Genomic DNA, 14,022 nt, shown 5'->3' with positions numbered 1-14,022 from the left:
CGATTATTTGCATTTAAAAGCTATTAGTTGATAAAACGGTAATATTCCGATAGAATTAAAGGTAATCTATGTAAGCGCATTCAATTTGCATAAAGCCGGTTAGAGATTCGTATAGTATCTCTGTGTGCAAAAACGATTGCACTGAAATAGAAGAAAAAATGAGAGAACAGGGAGTGTGACGCAGTATGGTACAAGCTTCAGAAAGTCAGGTTTATGCAAACCCAAATACAGAAGGTTCAAAGGTTCAGTTCAAAGAGCGCTATGAAAACTTTATCGGCGGTAAGTGGACGGCGCCTGTAAAAGGCCAGTATTTTGATAATTCAACGCCAGTTACAGGTAAGGTATTTACCCAGGTTGCTAGATCGACAGAAGAAGATATTGAACTGGCTTTGGATGCAGCCCACGCAGCAAAAGATGCATGGGGAAAGACATCAGTCACTGAACGTTCGAATATTTTGCTGAAGATCGCGGATCGCATGGAAGAGAATCTTGAAATGCTTGCCGTAGCTGAAACATGGGATAACGGAAAAGCTGTACGTGAAACGTTAAATGCGGATCTTCCGCTTGCAATAGATCATTTTAGATACTTTGCTTCGGCTATCCGTGCGCAAGAAGGCGGAGTCAGTCAAATCGATAATGACACTGTAGCCTACCATTTCCATGAGCCGCTGGGAGTCGTGGGGCAGATTATCCCTTGGAACTTCCCGATTCTGATGGCAGTATGGAAGCTTGCTCCGGCGCTGGCGGCAGGCAACTGTATCGTATTAAAACCGGCTGAACAAACGCCTGCATCTATTTTGGTGCTGGTGGAGTTAATTGAAGACTTACTGCCGGCAGGTGTTCTGAATGTTGTCAACGGTTTTGGACTAGAAGCAGGAAAGCCGCTGGCGTCCAATCCGCGCATCAATAAAGTTGCCTTCACAGGGGAGACAACAACAGGCCGTCTGATCATGCAATACGCTTCTCAAAACTTAATTCCGGTTACATTGGAGCTCGGCGGGAAATCCCCGAATATTTTCTTTGAAGACGTGATGGCGGAAGATGATGCATTCCTCGATAAAGCAGTTGAAGGTTTTGTTATGTTTGCCTTGAACCAGGGGGAAGTCTGTACATGTCCGTCGCGAGCACTGATTCAGGAATCCATTTACGATAAGTTCATGGAACGTGCACTTGAGCGTGTTAAAGCAATCAAGACAGGAAATCCACTGGATCCAACGGTCATGATGGGTGCGCAGGCGTCTACTGAACAATTGGAGAAAATTCTTTCCTACTTAGATATCGGAAAACAAGAAGGCGCAGAATGTCTGACGGGCGGAGAGCAGAACAAACTGGAAGGCGATCTCGCAGACGGTTACTACGTGAAGCCGACGGTATTTAAAGGACATAATAAAATGCGTATCTTCCAGGAGGAGATCTTTGGTCCTGTGGTGGCAGTTACGACATTCAAAGATAAAGAAGAAGCGCTGGAAATCGCGAACGACACATTATATGGACTGGGTTCAGGTGTATGGACGCGTGATATGAATACGGCGTACCGCTTCGGGCGCGGCATCCAGGCAGGGCGCGTATGGACAAACTGCTATCATGCATATCCTGCGCATGCTGCATTCGGAGGCTACAAAGCTTCAGGCATCGGCCGTGAAAACCACTTGCAGATGCTTGCACATTACCAGCAGACGAAAAACATGCTGGTAAGTTATGATGAAAGCAAACAAGGATTCTTTTAATCGAATCTGTCTGGAAGATCCGAAGTGAATGGAGGAATTCATATGCCGGATCGCGTAATCGCAACAAAAGAAGCATTGGATTTAATAGAACTGTTGAAGGAAAAGCACGGTCCTTTGATGTTTCATCAGTCTGGCGGCTGCTGTGACGGTTCATCCCCGATGTGTTACGAAGACGGGGATTTGATCGTAGGCAATCAGGATATACTGCTCGGTCATATTGGCGGCATGCCGTTCTATATGATGAAAAATCAGTTTGAATACTGGAAACATACACAGCTGATTATTGACGTAGTCGACGGACGCGGCGGGATGTTTTCGCTCGAGGGTGTGGAAGGAAAACGATTCCTAACCAGATCCCGTGCATTTACGGATGAGGAATACAAAGAATTATCTTCATAAAAAAAGCCTTCCCGGGTTTGGGAAGGCTCAAACTGAAAACGGCCCGGAGAAAATGCGGGTGCGTTTTCAGTTTTTTTATGCTATAAAACGTTGACGTTCTTCGGGTGTCGGCAGCATACATGATAACTCTTTTTTACCGAACCATTTATAACGGTTTGCTGCAACAAAGTCATATACCCGGTCCCGGATGGCCGGCGGGATGATGATAAATAAAAAGGCAAGATGCCATAATCCGTCCAGTTTTTTTGCAATTCGTAAAGCGGCGCCGGATTTCGTATAGGCTTTGCCGTTTTCAATCAGCACTAAACTATCCACATCATCCGCAATTTGATATTTTTGCCGAAGTTCTTTTCCCACATCATCCTGTAAGGACGCGAATGAAAAATGCCTGTAAGGGTCGCGCTTAATGATAAACTGTACGCTCGCATCGCAAAAATTACATTCGCCGTCAAATAATATGATTCTATTTCGTTTCATTCAAATTCGCTCCTTCGGAAATATTGGTATATCGTACTATACCCAATTGTCGGCGGTTTCACTCGCGTATAATAAACTGAATAATTTGAATAATCGGCGAGCTAGTGTATAATAGAAGGTGAATAGGCGTGTTTGGTCTTGTGTATCATATCTGATAGAAGGGGTGAGAAAGATGGAACGTACGTTTATTGATCCAGCGGAGTTGGAGCTGCGCAAAGATCCAGACTTTTTACGCTCTCTGAATATGGTAGGCGAAGGTGCACCGGTCCGCAATGCATTAAACGAGTGTGAAATTGTAGTGAAAAAGCTTGAGGAAATTGAGAACAGTCATGGATATGAAAAGCCTGGAAAACCCAGAAGCTGTGAGTTGTGAATCTTATATTATAAATATAGCAGTGACTCTTATCTGTTGCGGATAAGAGGCGCTGCTTTTTTATTTTTGATTGTACTGTGGCGCAAGCCCGTAACAACTTAGCCGGCTTGCATGTAATAGGGTATAAGGAGGTGGAGAAATGAATCAAGGACATTGTGGAATGTATGGACATCAGCACGGATGGCATGGCCAACCTGGTATGCCTGGTCAGCCGGGAATGCCGGGCGGACAGCAGCATCCGGGTTTTCAACCGGTTGTTTGTCCGACGCAGTATCGTTTTAATGACTGCTATACTAAACAAGAAATGCCTTTTATTCACCCAATCGTGAACGTAAATCGTCATCACGTTGTGGGGGTACCACAGCACTACTATACAGAGACAACTGAAGATGTAATGGGCTCTACTATTATGCCGGGCAGAGGACCGGGATTCGGAGGCATGGGACCAGGTTTTGGGCCAGGCTTTCGACCGGGTCAAGGAGGCATGTGGGGCGGCGGAGGTTGTCACCGTCGCAGAAGATGCCGCTAATCAGTTTGTAGAATAAAAACTCCGCTATCTCCGGTTTGTCAGAGATAGCGGAGTTCTTTATGTGTCCGGACTCTCGGGACGTTTCAGACCTGTCAAAAAGGCAAAGAGCGCCTTTCTGTCAGTTCTTCCAACGCCTGTCGAGTCTGCCCGGCGTTTTCCGCTTTTGTTCTCATCCAGCTTCAAACGCCAGACTCTCGGGACGTTTCAGACCTGCCAAAAAGGCAAAGAGCGCCTTTCTGTCAGTTCTTCCAACGCCTGTCGAGTCTGCCCGGCGTTTTCCGCTTTTGTTCTCATCCAGCTTCAAACGCCAGACTCTCGGGACGTTTCAGACCTGTCAAAAAGGCAAAGAGCGCCTTTCTGTCAGTTCTTCCAACGCCTGTCGAGTCTATCCGGCGTTTTCCGCTTTTGTTATTCCACGTTGAAGTATCGTGCGTCGGGGTGTGCGAAGACGATGGCGGATACGGATGCTTCCGGTTCCATCATGAATTCCTCGGTCAGGATGACGCCGTGATCTTCTGGTTTGATGAGTTTGAAGAGTTTCGCCTGGTCTTCCAGATTCGGACAAGCCGGATAGCCGAAAGAGAATCGCTGCCCCTGGTATTTGGCTGCGAAACGTTCGCGCATGGTGAAGTCTGTCGGGTCAGGGAAACCCCACTGATCTCGAATTTCCTGGTGAATCCGTTCGGCAAATCCTTCAGCCAGTTCTAAAGCAGTCGCCTGGAATGCATGGCTTTCAAGGAATTTCCCTTCTTCCTTCAGTTTATTTGCGTAATCACGAACTCCCTTGCCGGCAGTTACTTGCATGAAAGCAACGTAATCCATCTCGCCGCTGTCCACCGTTTTCAAGTAATCAGCCAAGCAAAGGAATGGCTCTTTGTCCTGGCGCGGGAACGTGAATCGCTCGATTTCCGTTTTGGAATCTTCAGGGTCGTAAATGATCACGTCATCGCCGTCTGCCTGGGCAGGGAAGAACTGATAAATACCGGAAGCGGTCATTTTATCTGATTGCAGGAACTCTGTGACCATTTCATGAAGTTGCACAGCCCGCTCATCTTTATTTTCAAGCATCTTGGCGACATTTCCCCGTAATCCGAGGTGATGGCCAATCAATGTGCGCATATTAACATAAGGGTGTAAATGGGCAACGGAATAATCTTTTACTACACGCCGGCGCAAATCTGTCGGCGTGAACACTGGAACGTCAGAACGTACAGTTTTCACAGGACGCGGCTTGACTGCGACTGCAGTAGCGCCGCGGCTTGCTTTAATCGCGTCATTAGTTTCCCGCTTTTCAATGCTTTCAGCAAGCTCTACAAGTAATGCTTCTTTGCCTTCACTTTGCAGCCGGTTTGCCAAATCAAGGCCCTGCATCGCATCTTTCGCAAAAATAACGGGACCGTCATATTCAGGAGCAATTTTAGTTTCAGTAAAACGTCTTGTCAGTGCCGCTCCGCCGACCATTACAGGTGTATCGATGCCAGCCGCTTTGAAGTCCTGTGCGGTCAAGACCATTTGCTGCGCGGACTTAACGAGCAGGCCGGATAAACCGACAATGTCGGGCTTTTCTTCCCGAATTACTTCGATTAAAGCGGCAGGTGTCACTTTGATTCCGATATCGATTACTTTGAATCCATTATTACTTAAAATAATTTCCACCAGGTTTTTCCCGATATCATGCACATCGCCTTTTACCGTGGCCAGTACGATCTTGCCTTTTCCGCTGTCGTCTTCTTTCTTATCCATAAACTGCTCCAGATATGAAACAGACGCTTTCATAACTTCTGCGCTTTGCAGAACTTCCGCTACGATGAGCTGGTTGTCGTTAAACAGCCTTCCGACTTCCGCCATTCCTTTCATTAAAGGTCCATTAATAATATCAAGCGGTGCATCGTACGTTTGTAAAGCGGCATCCAAGTCAGGAATCAGACCTTCTTTCGTGCCTTCCACTACATAGTAAGCCAAGCGTTCAGATACGGTTTTTGGTATGTCATTTTCCGTCTTTTCTTTTTTCTTTCCTCTGTAGAAAGCTGTGAAATCCGCAAGCGTCTCATCAGTTGTTGTAAACAGCAAGTCGTTCGCCAGCTTGATTTCATCCTCTGGAATGGAGGCGTAACGCTCCAGCTTCTCTGTATTAACAATCGCATAATCCAAGCCTGCTTGTGTACAGTGATATAAATATACTGCGTTCAGCACTTCACGGCCAACCGGCGGCAATCCGAATGACACGTTACTGACGCCCAGGGTCGTAAGAGTGCGTGGAAGTTTTTCTTTGATCATGCGAATTCCTTCAATTGTTTCTACAGCCGAGCCAATATACTGCTCATCTCCTGTGCCGACAGGGAAGACCAGCGGATCGAAAATAATATCCTCGGGGCGGATCCCCCATTTATTGACTAACAGGTCATAGGATCGCAGCGCGACTTCCAATTTACGCTCTCTTGTGACCGCCATTCCAGTTTCATCGATTGTCCCGACGACAACTGCGGCTCCATATTTCTTCACCAATGGAAGAACCGCGTCGAAGCGCTCTTCACCGTCTTCCAGGTTAATAGAGTTAATGATTGCTTTACCTTGAGAAAATTTCAATGCTTCTGCAATAACATTTTCATCTGTAGAGTCGATGACGAGCGGAACTTTGACTTTTTTCACGACTTCCTTCATAAAGCGTGTCATGTCGAGTAACTCATCACGATCTGGATTTGCAAGACAGATATCAAGAACATGGGCTCCGCGCTTCACTTGTGCGCGTGCGATTTCAGAAGCTTCCTCAAACTTTTCTTCCACAATTAATTGTTTAAACTTACGGGAGCCAATCACGTTTGTGCGTTCGCCGATCAGCAGCGGTCGCAATGTATCATCGTATAGCAGGGGCTCAATACCTGAAACTGCGTGTCCTTGAGGAGACTCGGGCATTTGACGGGGAGCTTTATCTTTCACTGCTTCCCGTATTGCGCGAATATGGTCAGGTGTTGTGCCGCAGCATCCGCCGACCATATTCAGCCAGCCTTTCTCAGCGAAGCCTTCCAGCTTTTTCGATAATGACTCGGGCGATTCATGATAATGACCTTCCTCGTCGGGCAATCCGGCGTTTGGGTAGCACGTGACATAGCTCGTTGCCAATTCAGATAATGAACGCAAGTGATCCGTCATGAATTCAGGGCCTGTTGCGCAGTTCAGGCCGACGGAAAGAGGGCTGGTATGTTCAATTGAAATATAGAATGCTTCGATACTTTGTCCCGCAAGCGTTGTACCCATCGGCTCGATTGTACCTGAAATCATAATGGGTATTTCACGTCCAAGTTCTTCAAATGCTTTTTTAATTCCGATGGTGCCGGCTTTGACGTTTAGCATATCCTGGCTCGTTTCCATCAGGATCAGGTCGCTTCCTGCCTCCACAAGGGCTTTTGCCTGTACGTAGAAATCATTGGACAGCTCATCAAACGTAATGCCGCCGGTGACAGAAAGTGTCTTAGTCGTAGGTCCGATTGCGCCTGCGACGAAGCGCGGCCATTCCGGCGTTGAGTATTTTGCCGCACTTTTTTTCGCGATTTCTACCGACTTTGCATTGATTTCATCTGCACGGTGCCCCAGTGAGAACTCGTTTAATACAAGCGGGGTGCCGCCGAAAGTATTGGTGCAAATGATATCTGCGCCCGCTTCCAAGTACTCGTCATGGATTCTTTCTAAAATGTCGGGCCGCAGCACACTGAGGTATTCGTTGCATCCATCGTATTCTTCTCCGCCGAAGTCTTCCGTCGAGAGGTCTTCCGCTTGCAGCATGGTTCCCATCGCGCCATCAATGATAAGGATTCGTTTCTCTAGTTGTTCTTCAATAGGATGTCTCTGCATGTGTTAATTCCCTCTCCTTCTGCTCATCTATTTCTTTAATATATTCATACAGCTCTAAGGTCATGTCGTAACGCAGGAATGGGGTGATGAGGTACAGGCCGTTAAAATACTTTGCCGCAGTGTCAATAAGTTCCTTGGCAATTTCAATGCCTGTTTCAGTTGCTTTTTTCCGGTCATCACCGCACTCGCGCATTCTTTCCAATACTTCGTCAGACAGCTTAATTCCAGGTACTTCATGATGCAGGAATTCCGCATTCCGTATATTCGTCAATGGCATAATTCCAATGAATATTGGTGTATCCAAATGTTTAGTTGCCTCGTATACTTCGATGATTTTCTCTTTTGTGTAAACTGGCTGCGTAATGAAGTAGTCGGCACCGGCTTCAATCTTCTTCTCCAGCCGCTGCACGGCCCGTTCAACGACGCGCACGTTCGGATTGAAGGCCGCTGAAATAGAGAAATTCGCTTTTTTCCGCAATGGTTTACCGGAGAATGAAATTCCTTCATTCAGTTTCTTGATCAGCTGCAGCAATTCCATGCTTGATACATCGTAGACGCTTGTTGCGCCCGGGAAGTCGCCAACTTTTGTCGGGTCACCTGTAACGGCCAGGATATCGTGTATGCCCAGAGCATCAAGTCCCATTAAATGTGACTGCAGGCCGATTAAGTTATGGTCACGGCAAGTTAAGTGTACAAGGGGACGGACATTATGCTGCATTTTTATAATAGAGCCCATCGCCATATTGCTGATCCGCGGGGAAGCCAGTGAATTATCCGCCATCGTAATTGCATCTACGCCTGCATCATACAGCAGGTTCGCCCCTTTAATGTAATCTTCAGTCTCCAGGTGGCGCGGTGTATCCAGTTCCACAATCACTGTCCGTTCTGTTTTAGCCTTTTCATGGAGCGGCTGATGCTTTACAGGGCCGGCTTCCTGAATCACAATCGGTTTTGATGGCTGTACAACTTTTTTAGTAACAGGTGACAGCCCTTCTAATCGTGTTTTGGCAGCTTTAATATGTTTAGGCGTTGTACCGCAGCATCCGCCGATCAGCCGAACTCCCTGGTCACGCAGCAGCACGGCGGCGCGGCCGAAATACTCTGCTTCTGATTCATACACAATTCGCCCGTCTTCAACATCCAGCAGGCTGGCGTTTGGATAAGCGGATAAAAATGCTTTTTCCGGCAAGGTGACGTTTTCGAATGCCTGAATTGTATGATACGGACCGAGGCGGCAGTTGACTCCTACGATTTCAGCGCCGAGTGAATCGAGCTGATGCAGTGCATCATTCAAGGAAAGTCCGTTTTGTAAAACGCCGGGATCATGCATGGATACTTGGGCAATCAATGGAACATCTGTAATCTCGCGCAACGTGGTTACAACTGAAGACAGTTCCTCGAAATCATAGTACGTCTCCAACAGCAGACCGTCCGGATCACCGGTCAATAATGCATCTGCCTGTTCAAGAACGACTTTCTTAATTTCGTCCAACGTCGCATCGCTTTTGCGAATTCCGCGCAGACCGCCGATCGTCCCTAAAACAAACTGTCCGCCTGGTGCAGCTGCGCGCTTGGCAATTTGAATGGCTGCTTTATTGTAATCTGTTACGCGGTTCTCCAGCCCGTAACGTGCCAGCTTAATAGCGTTCGCACTGTACGTATTCGTTTGAATGATATCTGCTCCTGCCTCAATATAATCCTGGTGAATCTTTTCTATAATTTCGGGCTTTTCTATATTCAGTTCTTCATAACAATAATCAATTCCATAAGAATATAAAATGGTTCCCATCGCCCCATCTGCAGTGAGGACATTTGTTTGAAGTTTCTCCAGCAATGACATAATCCCGTCTCCCCTTTACCGTTATAATTAAAAAAAGCCTTCAAGTATATTAGAAGGCTTTGTAATCTCAATGACTAGTTCCCTCTCATCTTTTCAGTATGACACCATCCCATACTGCTGGAAGTAGCACCTTGCCTAAATAGCTGGTTGCTGAAGCGTCGACGGGCCAGTCCCTCAGCTTCTCTTGATAAGATACGATCTTATTAAATTATTTCGATAATTCTAACCATATCATAGCGGCTTTGTCGGTCATCGTCAAGTGAACGATTAGTGAAGTTCATAAAGATGGTTCGTTTCATAGAGAAACTGCTGCAGATATGATAAAATTGAAAGAATAACTTGAAAAGGTGAGGTATTATGCGGTTTTTTAAATACTCTTTTCCGATCGCTGTTCTTGTAGGCACACTTGCCTGGATTATGCTCGGCAACAGTTACGAAGAAGTTGCTTATGATATGCGGGTGTACATTACGATCGGAGCTGCTATATTCAGCGGTCTGCTTTCCTCCATTTTATTCCGCAAAGAAAAAGAAGAACAGATTGACGAAAAAAAGTAAGGCTGACAGCGCTGTGCTGGCGGTCTTTTTTTTTTGCTTTGTTTTATGTCAACCTATAAAAATATGTTATTGACACAAATTGAGTTAACCATTATCATTTTACTAGTAACTAAAAGAAAAAAGAGGTGTCATAATGACAACAGCAACAGAAAGACGTCCCGTGAGCAAATTCAGTGCACTGACGATTGTATACAGCGGGATGTTTGCAGCTTTGATGATGATTGGAGCGAACATCACTTCATTCGTACCGTTTTTGGTGGTCGGAGGCGTCCCCATCACTTTGCAGACGTTTTTTGCCATCCTGTCAGGTTTATTACTAGGCAGCCTTCTTGGCGCTCTGTCCATGACAGTGTATATGTTAATCGGGCTGGCAGGCGCACCGGTTTTCGCTAAATTTTCGGGCGGCTTTGGCCAAATTTTGAGTCCTACATTTGGTTTTATCGTAACGTTCATTTTAATAGCCTATGTAGCCGGAAAAATCGTAGAGAAAAATCATTCACTGCCTGCATTTATTATTGCAGCATACGTCGCAACAGCAATCAATTACATACTGGGCACGAACTGGATGTATTTGGCCTATAAAATGTGGGCTGCTGCGCCGGAAGTATTCACCTACAAAATAGCCTGGCTGTGGATGGTTCCGCCGTTACCGAAAGATCTTCTTCTGGCAGCGCTGGCAGGTATCTTTGCATTCAGGATTTCAAAACATTTGAAAGTGAGGCGTACATTATAATGGATTATCAACAATTGGCTAATAAAGTTCTTGAGGGGCACGTGCTGAATGATGAGGAAGCGCTCGCAATATTAAACAGCCCTGACGAAGATCTGCTATTATTACTGCACGCGACTTACTCACTTCGATCACATTATTTTGGGAACAAAGTAAAGTTAAACATGATCATTAATACGAAATCAGGTCTTTGTCCAGAGAACTGCGGCTACTGCGCGCAGTCCATAGTTTCTAAGGCGCCGGTCGAGAAATACGCCATGATGAAATCGGAAGAAATTCTTGAAGGTGCAGAACGTGCCGCGGCCAATAAAGCGGGCACCTATTGTATCGTGGCAAGCGGGCGCGGACCGAGGGAAAAAGAACTTGATATTGTCATTGATTCCGTCAGACAGATCAAGGAAAAACACAAAGGGATGACAGTTTGTGCTTGTCTCGGTATTTTAAAACCTGAACAGGCGGTCCGTCTGAAAGAAGCGGGAGTTGACCGCTATAACCACAACTTAAACACGTCCGCGGAACATCATGAGAATATCACGACATCACATACATATGATGATCGCGTAAATACTGTCGGACATGCCAAAGAAGCAGGAATTTCTCCGTGTTCGGGCGTAATTATCGGTATGCGTGAAACAAAACAGGATGTGATATCCATGGCGCACAGCCTTCGCGCGCTCGATGCCGATTCGATACCTGTAAACTTTCTGCACGCGGTGGATGGGACACCGCTGGAAGGAACATCTGAATTGGATCCGCGCTATTGCCTGAAAGTCCTTTGCTTATTCCGCTTTATCAATCCTAGCAAAGAAATCCGCATATCTGGAGGACGTGAAGTAAACCTGCGGAGTCTCCAGCCGCTCGGCCTCTACGCCGCCAACTCTATCTTCATCGGTGACTACCTGACAACAGCAGGCCAGGAAAACGATCAGGATCGAAAAATGCTCGAAGACATGGGCTTTGAAGTAGACTTGGAACCATTACGGCAAGAACCGGTAACTATATAGCACGAAAAGAACTGTCCCGGAATCAGCTTCCGGCGACAGTTTTTTTGACTGAAGGGAGGAGCGGGTACTCGATTCCCTGCGGCAGCTGCTGTTGACTGGAATATCTGTCAGCGGCGTTGCGGTACTCTTCTTGCATTTTGTCTAGAGTGAAATTGAATAATCAGCAGCCGACAGTGACAACCTAGCATCAGATTAACTTTTAACTTCTTGAGGTATACATACAAACAAATCAATTGCATCCAGCCGGTTTCCTGCGATACAATCAAGTCAAAGATAGTCAAAGTCAACTGGAAGATTGAGCGAAACGAGGTGACGAGATGCGGAATATTTCTGACATTATTGAAGGGTATTTGAAGTCCATTATCGAAAAGGAAGATAGTGCTTCTATAGAAATTAAACGAAATGAAATAGCTGAAAAGTTCCAATGCGTACCTTCGCAGATTAACTACGTAATCAAAACCCGCTTTACAGTCGAAAGAGGTTATGCGGTGGAATCGAAGCGCGGAGGCGGCGGCTATATCCGGATATACCGCGTACAGACTAACTCCCGTAAAGAATTGCTTGAACAGGCATTGGAAGTCCTGGAGACGGAAGCCTCCTCCACCATGGCTGAAGACGTCATCATCCGTTTAATAGAAGAAGAAGTGATTACAGAGCGTGAAGCCAAGCTGATGCTCGCAGCTGTCGGCCGTTCCACATTGCGTTATATGCTGCCTGAACGCGATGCACTGCGTTCGCGTATCCTTCGCGCTATGTTAATCACATTAATTTATGAAGAGATAGAATGAGGTGAATCACCATGCTTTGTGAAAATTGTAAAGAACGGCCTGCGACTGTCGTGTTTAAGCAAGAGACGCCAACCGGCATAACAGAGCGGCATTTATGTGATAAATGCGCATTTTATTCGCAAACATTTTCTTTCAGCCCCGGCCAGGAACCTTTATCGATTCAACAGTTTTTAGCACATTGGCTTGGCGGATCAGAGCTGTTTTCAGAACAGAAGGCAGATGAAAAATTACCGGATGGCCCTAAATGTCCGAATTGCGGCCTGACCTTCCATCGTTTTCTCGATGTAGGGAAGTTCGGCTGTGCGACATGCTACGATGCTTTCCGTCAGCAGCTGCCGAGAGTGTTTGCCAAGCTGCATAATGGACATACACAACATGGGGGAAAGATCCCTGTATCGCTGAATGAGCGTTTTGCTTTAAAGAGAAAACTCGAAGATATCCGTACGAAAATGCGAGAAGCCGTGGAAGAAGAGCGTTTTGAAGAAGCGGCGGCATTGCGGGATGAAGCAAACCTGGTGAAGCGGCAATTGGACGACGGGGGTGACGATGAGCATGTCATTTGAGAAATTCATCAATCAGGAATTGACGGGGTGGATGGTAGCCGAAGGAGAACATGCAGATATTGTTCTGTCTACGAGAATCAGGCTGGCACGCAATCTTCAGGATCATCTGTTCCCTGTCTGCGCATCACAAGAAGATGCCGCCGCAGTGGATGAAGCGGTACATCAGGCGGTCAGTAAAATGCGGGATCAGCACTTTACGGGCACAGCAATGGTGGATTTGACTCCGCTGCAGAGGCAAATACTGGTCGAGAAACACTTGGTCAGCCCGCAGTTGATTGATCCCGAAAAGCATGGTTCTGTTCTTCTTTCCGAAGATGAAACGATCAGCATAATGGTTAATGAAGAAGATCATATCCGCATTCAATGCATTTACCCGGGCTTTCAAATTGATGAGGCGTACGAACTTGCCGACCGAGTCGACAGCGAGATGGAAAAAAACATCGATTATGCATTCGATGAGACATTTGGTTATTTGACAAGCTGTCCGTCTAATACCGGAACAGGAATGCGTGCTTCGGTCATGATGCATTTGCCTGCACTGACAATCACGAAACAGATTGAGCGGATTATCCCTGCCATCTCGCGTCTTGGAATGGTTGTGCGCGGGAGTTACGGGGAAGGCAGTGAGGCTCTCGGGAATATTTATCAGATTTCCAATCAAATAACGCTTGGTAAATCCGAAGAGGAGATCCTGAAAGATTTGAAGAGCATTTCGGCGCGCCTGATTGCCCACGAGAGGAAATCGCGTGAACTATTACTCGCCAAATCAGAAGTTCACTTGGAGAACAGATTATTCCGGTCATTGGGGACGCTGACCCATGCGCGCATCCTTCCATCGGCAGAAGCGGCAAAATGTTTGTCTGACGTCCGTTTGGGTATTGATTTAAATATCATAGAAAATATAGACATGAGTGTTTTGAATGAATTGATGATTTTCATGCAGCCCGGCTATCTGCAGCAATATGCAGGTACAGAATTAACATCGGATGAACGTGATATTCTCCGCGCGCAATTATTCCGTGACCGGCTGAAGATCGAACGGTCGGCTGAACCGGACGGGGATCAAGAACTTTCGTGAGCAAAGGTTTTGCAAGAGGTGCGGAAAACATTTATAATTAATCAAAGATAGTCAAAGTCAATATGCCAATCAGGTTGTATCGTAATCTGACATGAATATATATAGTGATA

The 14,022-nt window shown here is 46.3% G+C and carries 13 protein-coding genes and 1 riboswitch; of the genes, 10 read left to right on the top strand and 3 right to left on the bottom strand.

The features are described 5' to 3' along the window. Nucleotides 1–185 precede the first annotated feature (185 nt). Both adh and SporoP37_RS08530 read left to right on the top strand, forming a co-directional pair. Entirely contained in the window at nucleotides 186–1,727 is a 1,542-nt protein-coding gene (gene adh / locus SporoP37_RS08535; RefSeq protein ID WP_081243247.1) for an aldehyde dehydrogenase, read from the top strand. Between the two features lie 42 nt (nucleotides 1,728–1,769). After that, nucleotides 1,770–2,126 carry a DUF779 domain-containing protein gene (locus SporoP37_RS08530; protein WP_085430727.1) on the top strand — a complete coding sequence of 119 codons (357 nt, stop codon included), beginning with the start codon at nucleotides 1,770–1,772 and terminating at the stop codon, nucleotides 2,124–2,126. Between the two features lie 75 nt (nucleotides 2,127–2,201). Here the strand turns inward: SporoP37_RS08530 and SporoP37_RS08525 are convergent, their stop codons facing one another. Further along, the gene (locus tag SporoP37_RS08525; protein WP_085430726.1) at nucleotides 2,202–2,603 is read right to left on the bottom strand and encodes a thiol-disulfide oxidoreductase DCC family protein; all 402 of its coding nucleotides are present in this window, start codon (nucleotides 2,601–2,603) and stop codon (nucleotides 2,202–2,204) included. A gap of 172 nt (nucleotides 2,604–2,775) precedes the next feature. Between SporoP37_RS08525 and SporoP37_RS08520 the strand changes: the two genes are divergently transcribed. Beyond that, on the top strand, nucleotides 2,776–2,976 hold the full coding sequence (locus SporoP37_RS08520) for a hypothetical protein (RefSeq protein ID WP_081243244.1): 201 nt from the start codon (nucleotides 2,776–2,778) through the stop codon (nucleotides 2,974–2,976). 139 nt (nucleotides 2,977–3,115) lie between these two features. After that, nucleotides 3,116–3,505, top strand: coding sequence for a hypothetical protein (locus SporoP37_RS08515; protein WP_085430725.1), 390 nt, complete (start codon nucleotides 3,116–3,118; stop codon nucleotides 3,503–3,505). Between the two features lie 408 nt (nucleotides 3,506–3,913). Here the strand turns inward: SporoP37_RS08515 and metH are convergent, their stop codons facing one another. Together metH and SporoP37_RS08505 are read right to left on the bottom strand one after the other, a co-directional pair. Further along, nucleotides 3,914–7,354, bottom strand: a complete 3,441-nt coding sequence (gene metH, locus SporoP37_RS08510) for a methionine synthase (protein ID WP_081243242.1) — start codon at nucleotides 7,352–7,354, stop codon at nucleotides 3,914–3,916. Next, the gene (locus tag SporoP37_RS08505; protein WP_085430724.1) at nucleotides 7,335–9,194 is read right to left on the bottom strand and encodes a bifunctional homocysteine S-methyltransferase/methylenetetrahydrofolate reductase; all 1,860 of its coding nucleotides are present in this window, start codon (nucleotides 9,192–9,194) and stop codon (nucleotides 7,335–7,337) included. Before SporoP37_RS08505 ends, metH begins: the two co-directional genes overlap by 20 nt. 82 nt (nucleotides 9,195–9,276) lie before the next feature. Next, a riboswitch (SAM riboswitch) is annotated at nucleotides 9,277–9,388 on the bottom strand. A 163-nt stretch (nucleotides 9,389–9,551) separates the two neighbouring features. Between SporoP37_RS08505 and SporoP37_RS08500 the strand changes: the two genes are divergently transcribed. The 6 genes from SporoP37_RS08500 to SporoP37_RS08475 all read left to right on the top strand — a co-directional run bounded on the left by SporoP37_RS08500 (nucleotide 9,552) and on the right by SporoP37_RS08475 (nucleotide 13,912). Then, nucleotides 9,552–9,749 carry a hypothetical protein gene (locus SporoP37_RS08500; RefSeq protein WP_081243240.1) on the top strand — a complete coding sequence of 66 codons (198 nt, stop codon included), beginning with the start codon at nucleotides 9,552–9,554 and terminating at the stop codon, nucleotides 9,747–9,749. Nucleotides 9,750–9,882: 133 nt separating this feature from the next. Then, on the top strand, nucleotides 9,883–10,482 hold the full coding sequence (locus SporoP37_RS08495; RefSeq protein WP_085430723.1) for a biotin transporter BioY: 600 nt from the start codon (nucleotides 9,883–9,885) through the stop codon (nucleotides 10,480–10,482). After that, complete coding sequence (gene bioB / locus SporoP37_RS08490) at nucleotides 10,482–11,483, top strand: biotin synthase BioB (RefSeq protein WP_369922125.1); 1,002 nt, start codon at nucleotides 10,482–10,484, stop codon at nucleotides 11,481–11,483. The genes SporoP37_RS08495 and bioB overlap by 1 nt, the downstream gene beginning before the upstream one ends. A gap of 317 nt (nucleotides 11,484–11,800) precedes the next feature. Next, entirely contained in the window at nucleotides 11,801–12,271 is a 471-nt protein-coding gene (locus tag SporoP37_RS08485; RefSeq protein ID WP_081243238.1) for a CtsR family transcriptional regulator, read from the top strand. 11 nt (nucleotides 12,272–12,282) lie between these two features. Beyond that, nucleotides 12,283–12,834 (top strand): UvrB/UvrC motif-containing protein, encoded by a 552-nt coding sequence (locus SporoP37_RS08480; protein ID WP_085430722.1) that lies wholly within the window; start codon nucleotides 12,283–12,285, stop codon nucleotides 12,832–12,834. Then, entirely contained in the window at nucleotides 12,824–13,912 is a 1,089-nt protein-coding gene (locus tag SporoP37_RS08475; protein WP_081243236.1) for a protein-arginine kinase McsB, read from the top strand. The genes SporoP37_RS08480 and SporoP37_RS08475 overlap by 11 nt, the downstream gene beginning before the upstream one ends. The last annotated feature ends 110 nt before the right edge of the window (nucleotides 13,913–14,022 follow it).

The sequence above is a fragment of the Sporosarcina sp. P37 genome (genome assembly GCF_002109365.1).
Lineage (GTDB): Bacteria > Bacillota > Bacilli > Bacillales_A > Planococcaceae > Sporosarcina.
The sequence above is the reverse complement of the archived record's forward strand: the minus strand, read 5'-3'. Positions and strand labels throughout refer to the sequence as shown.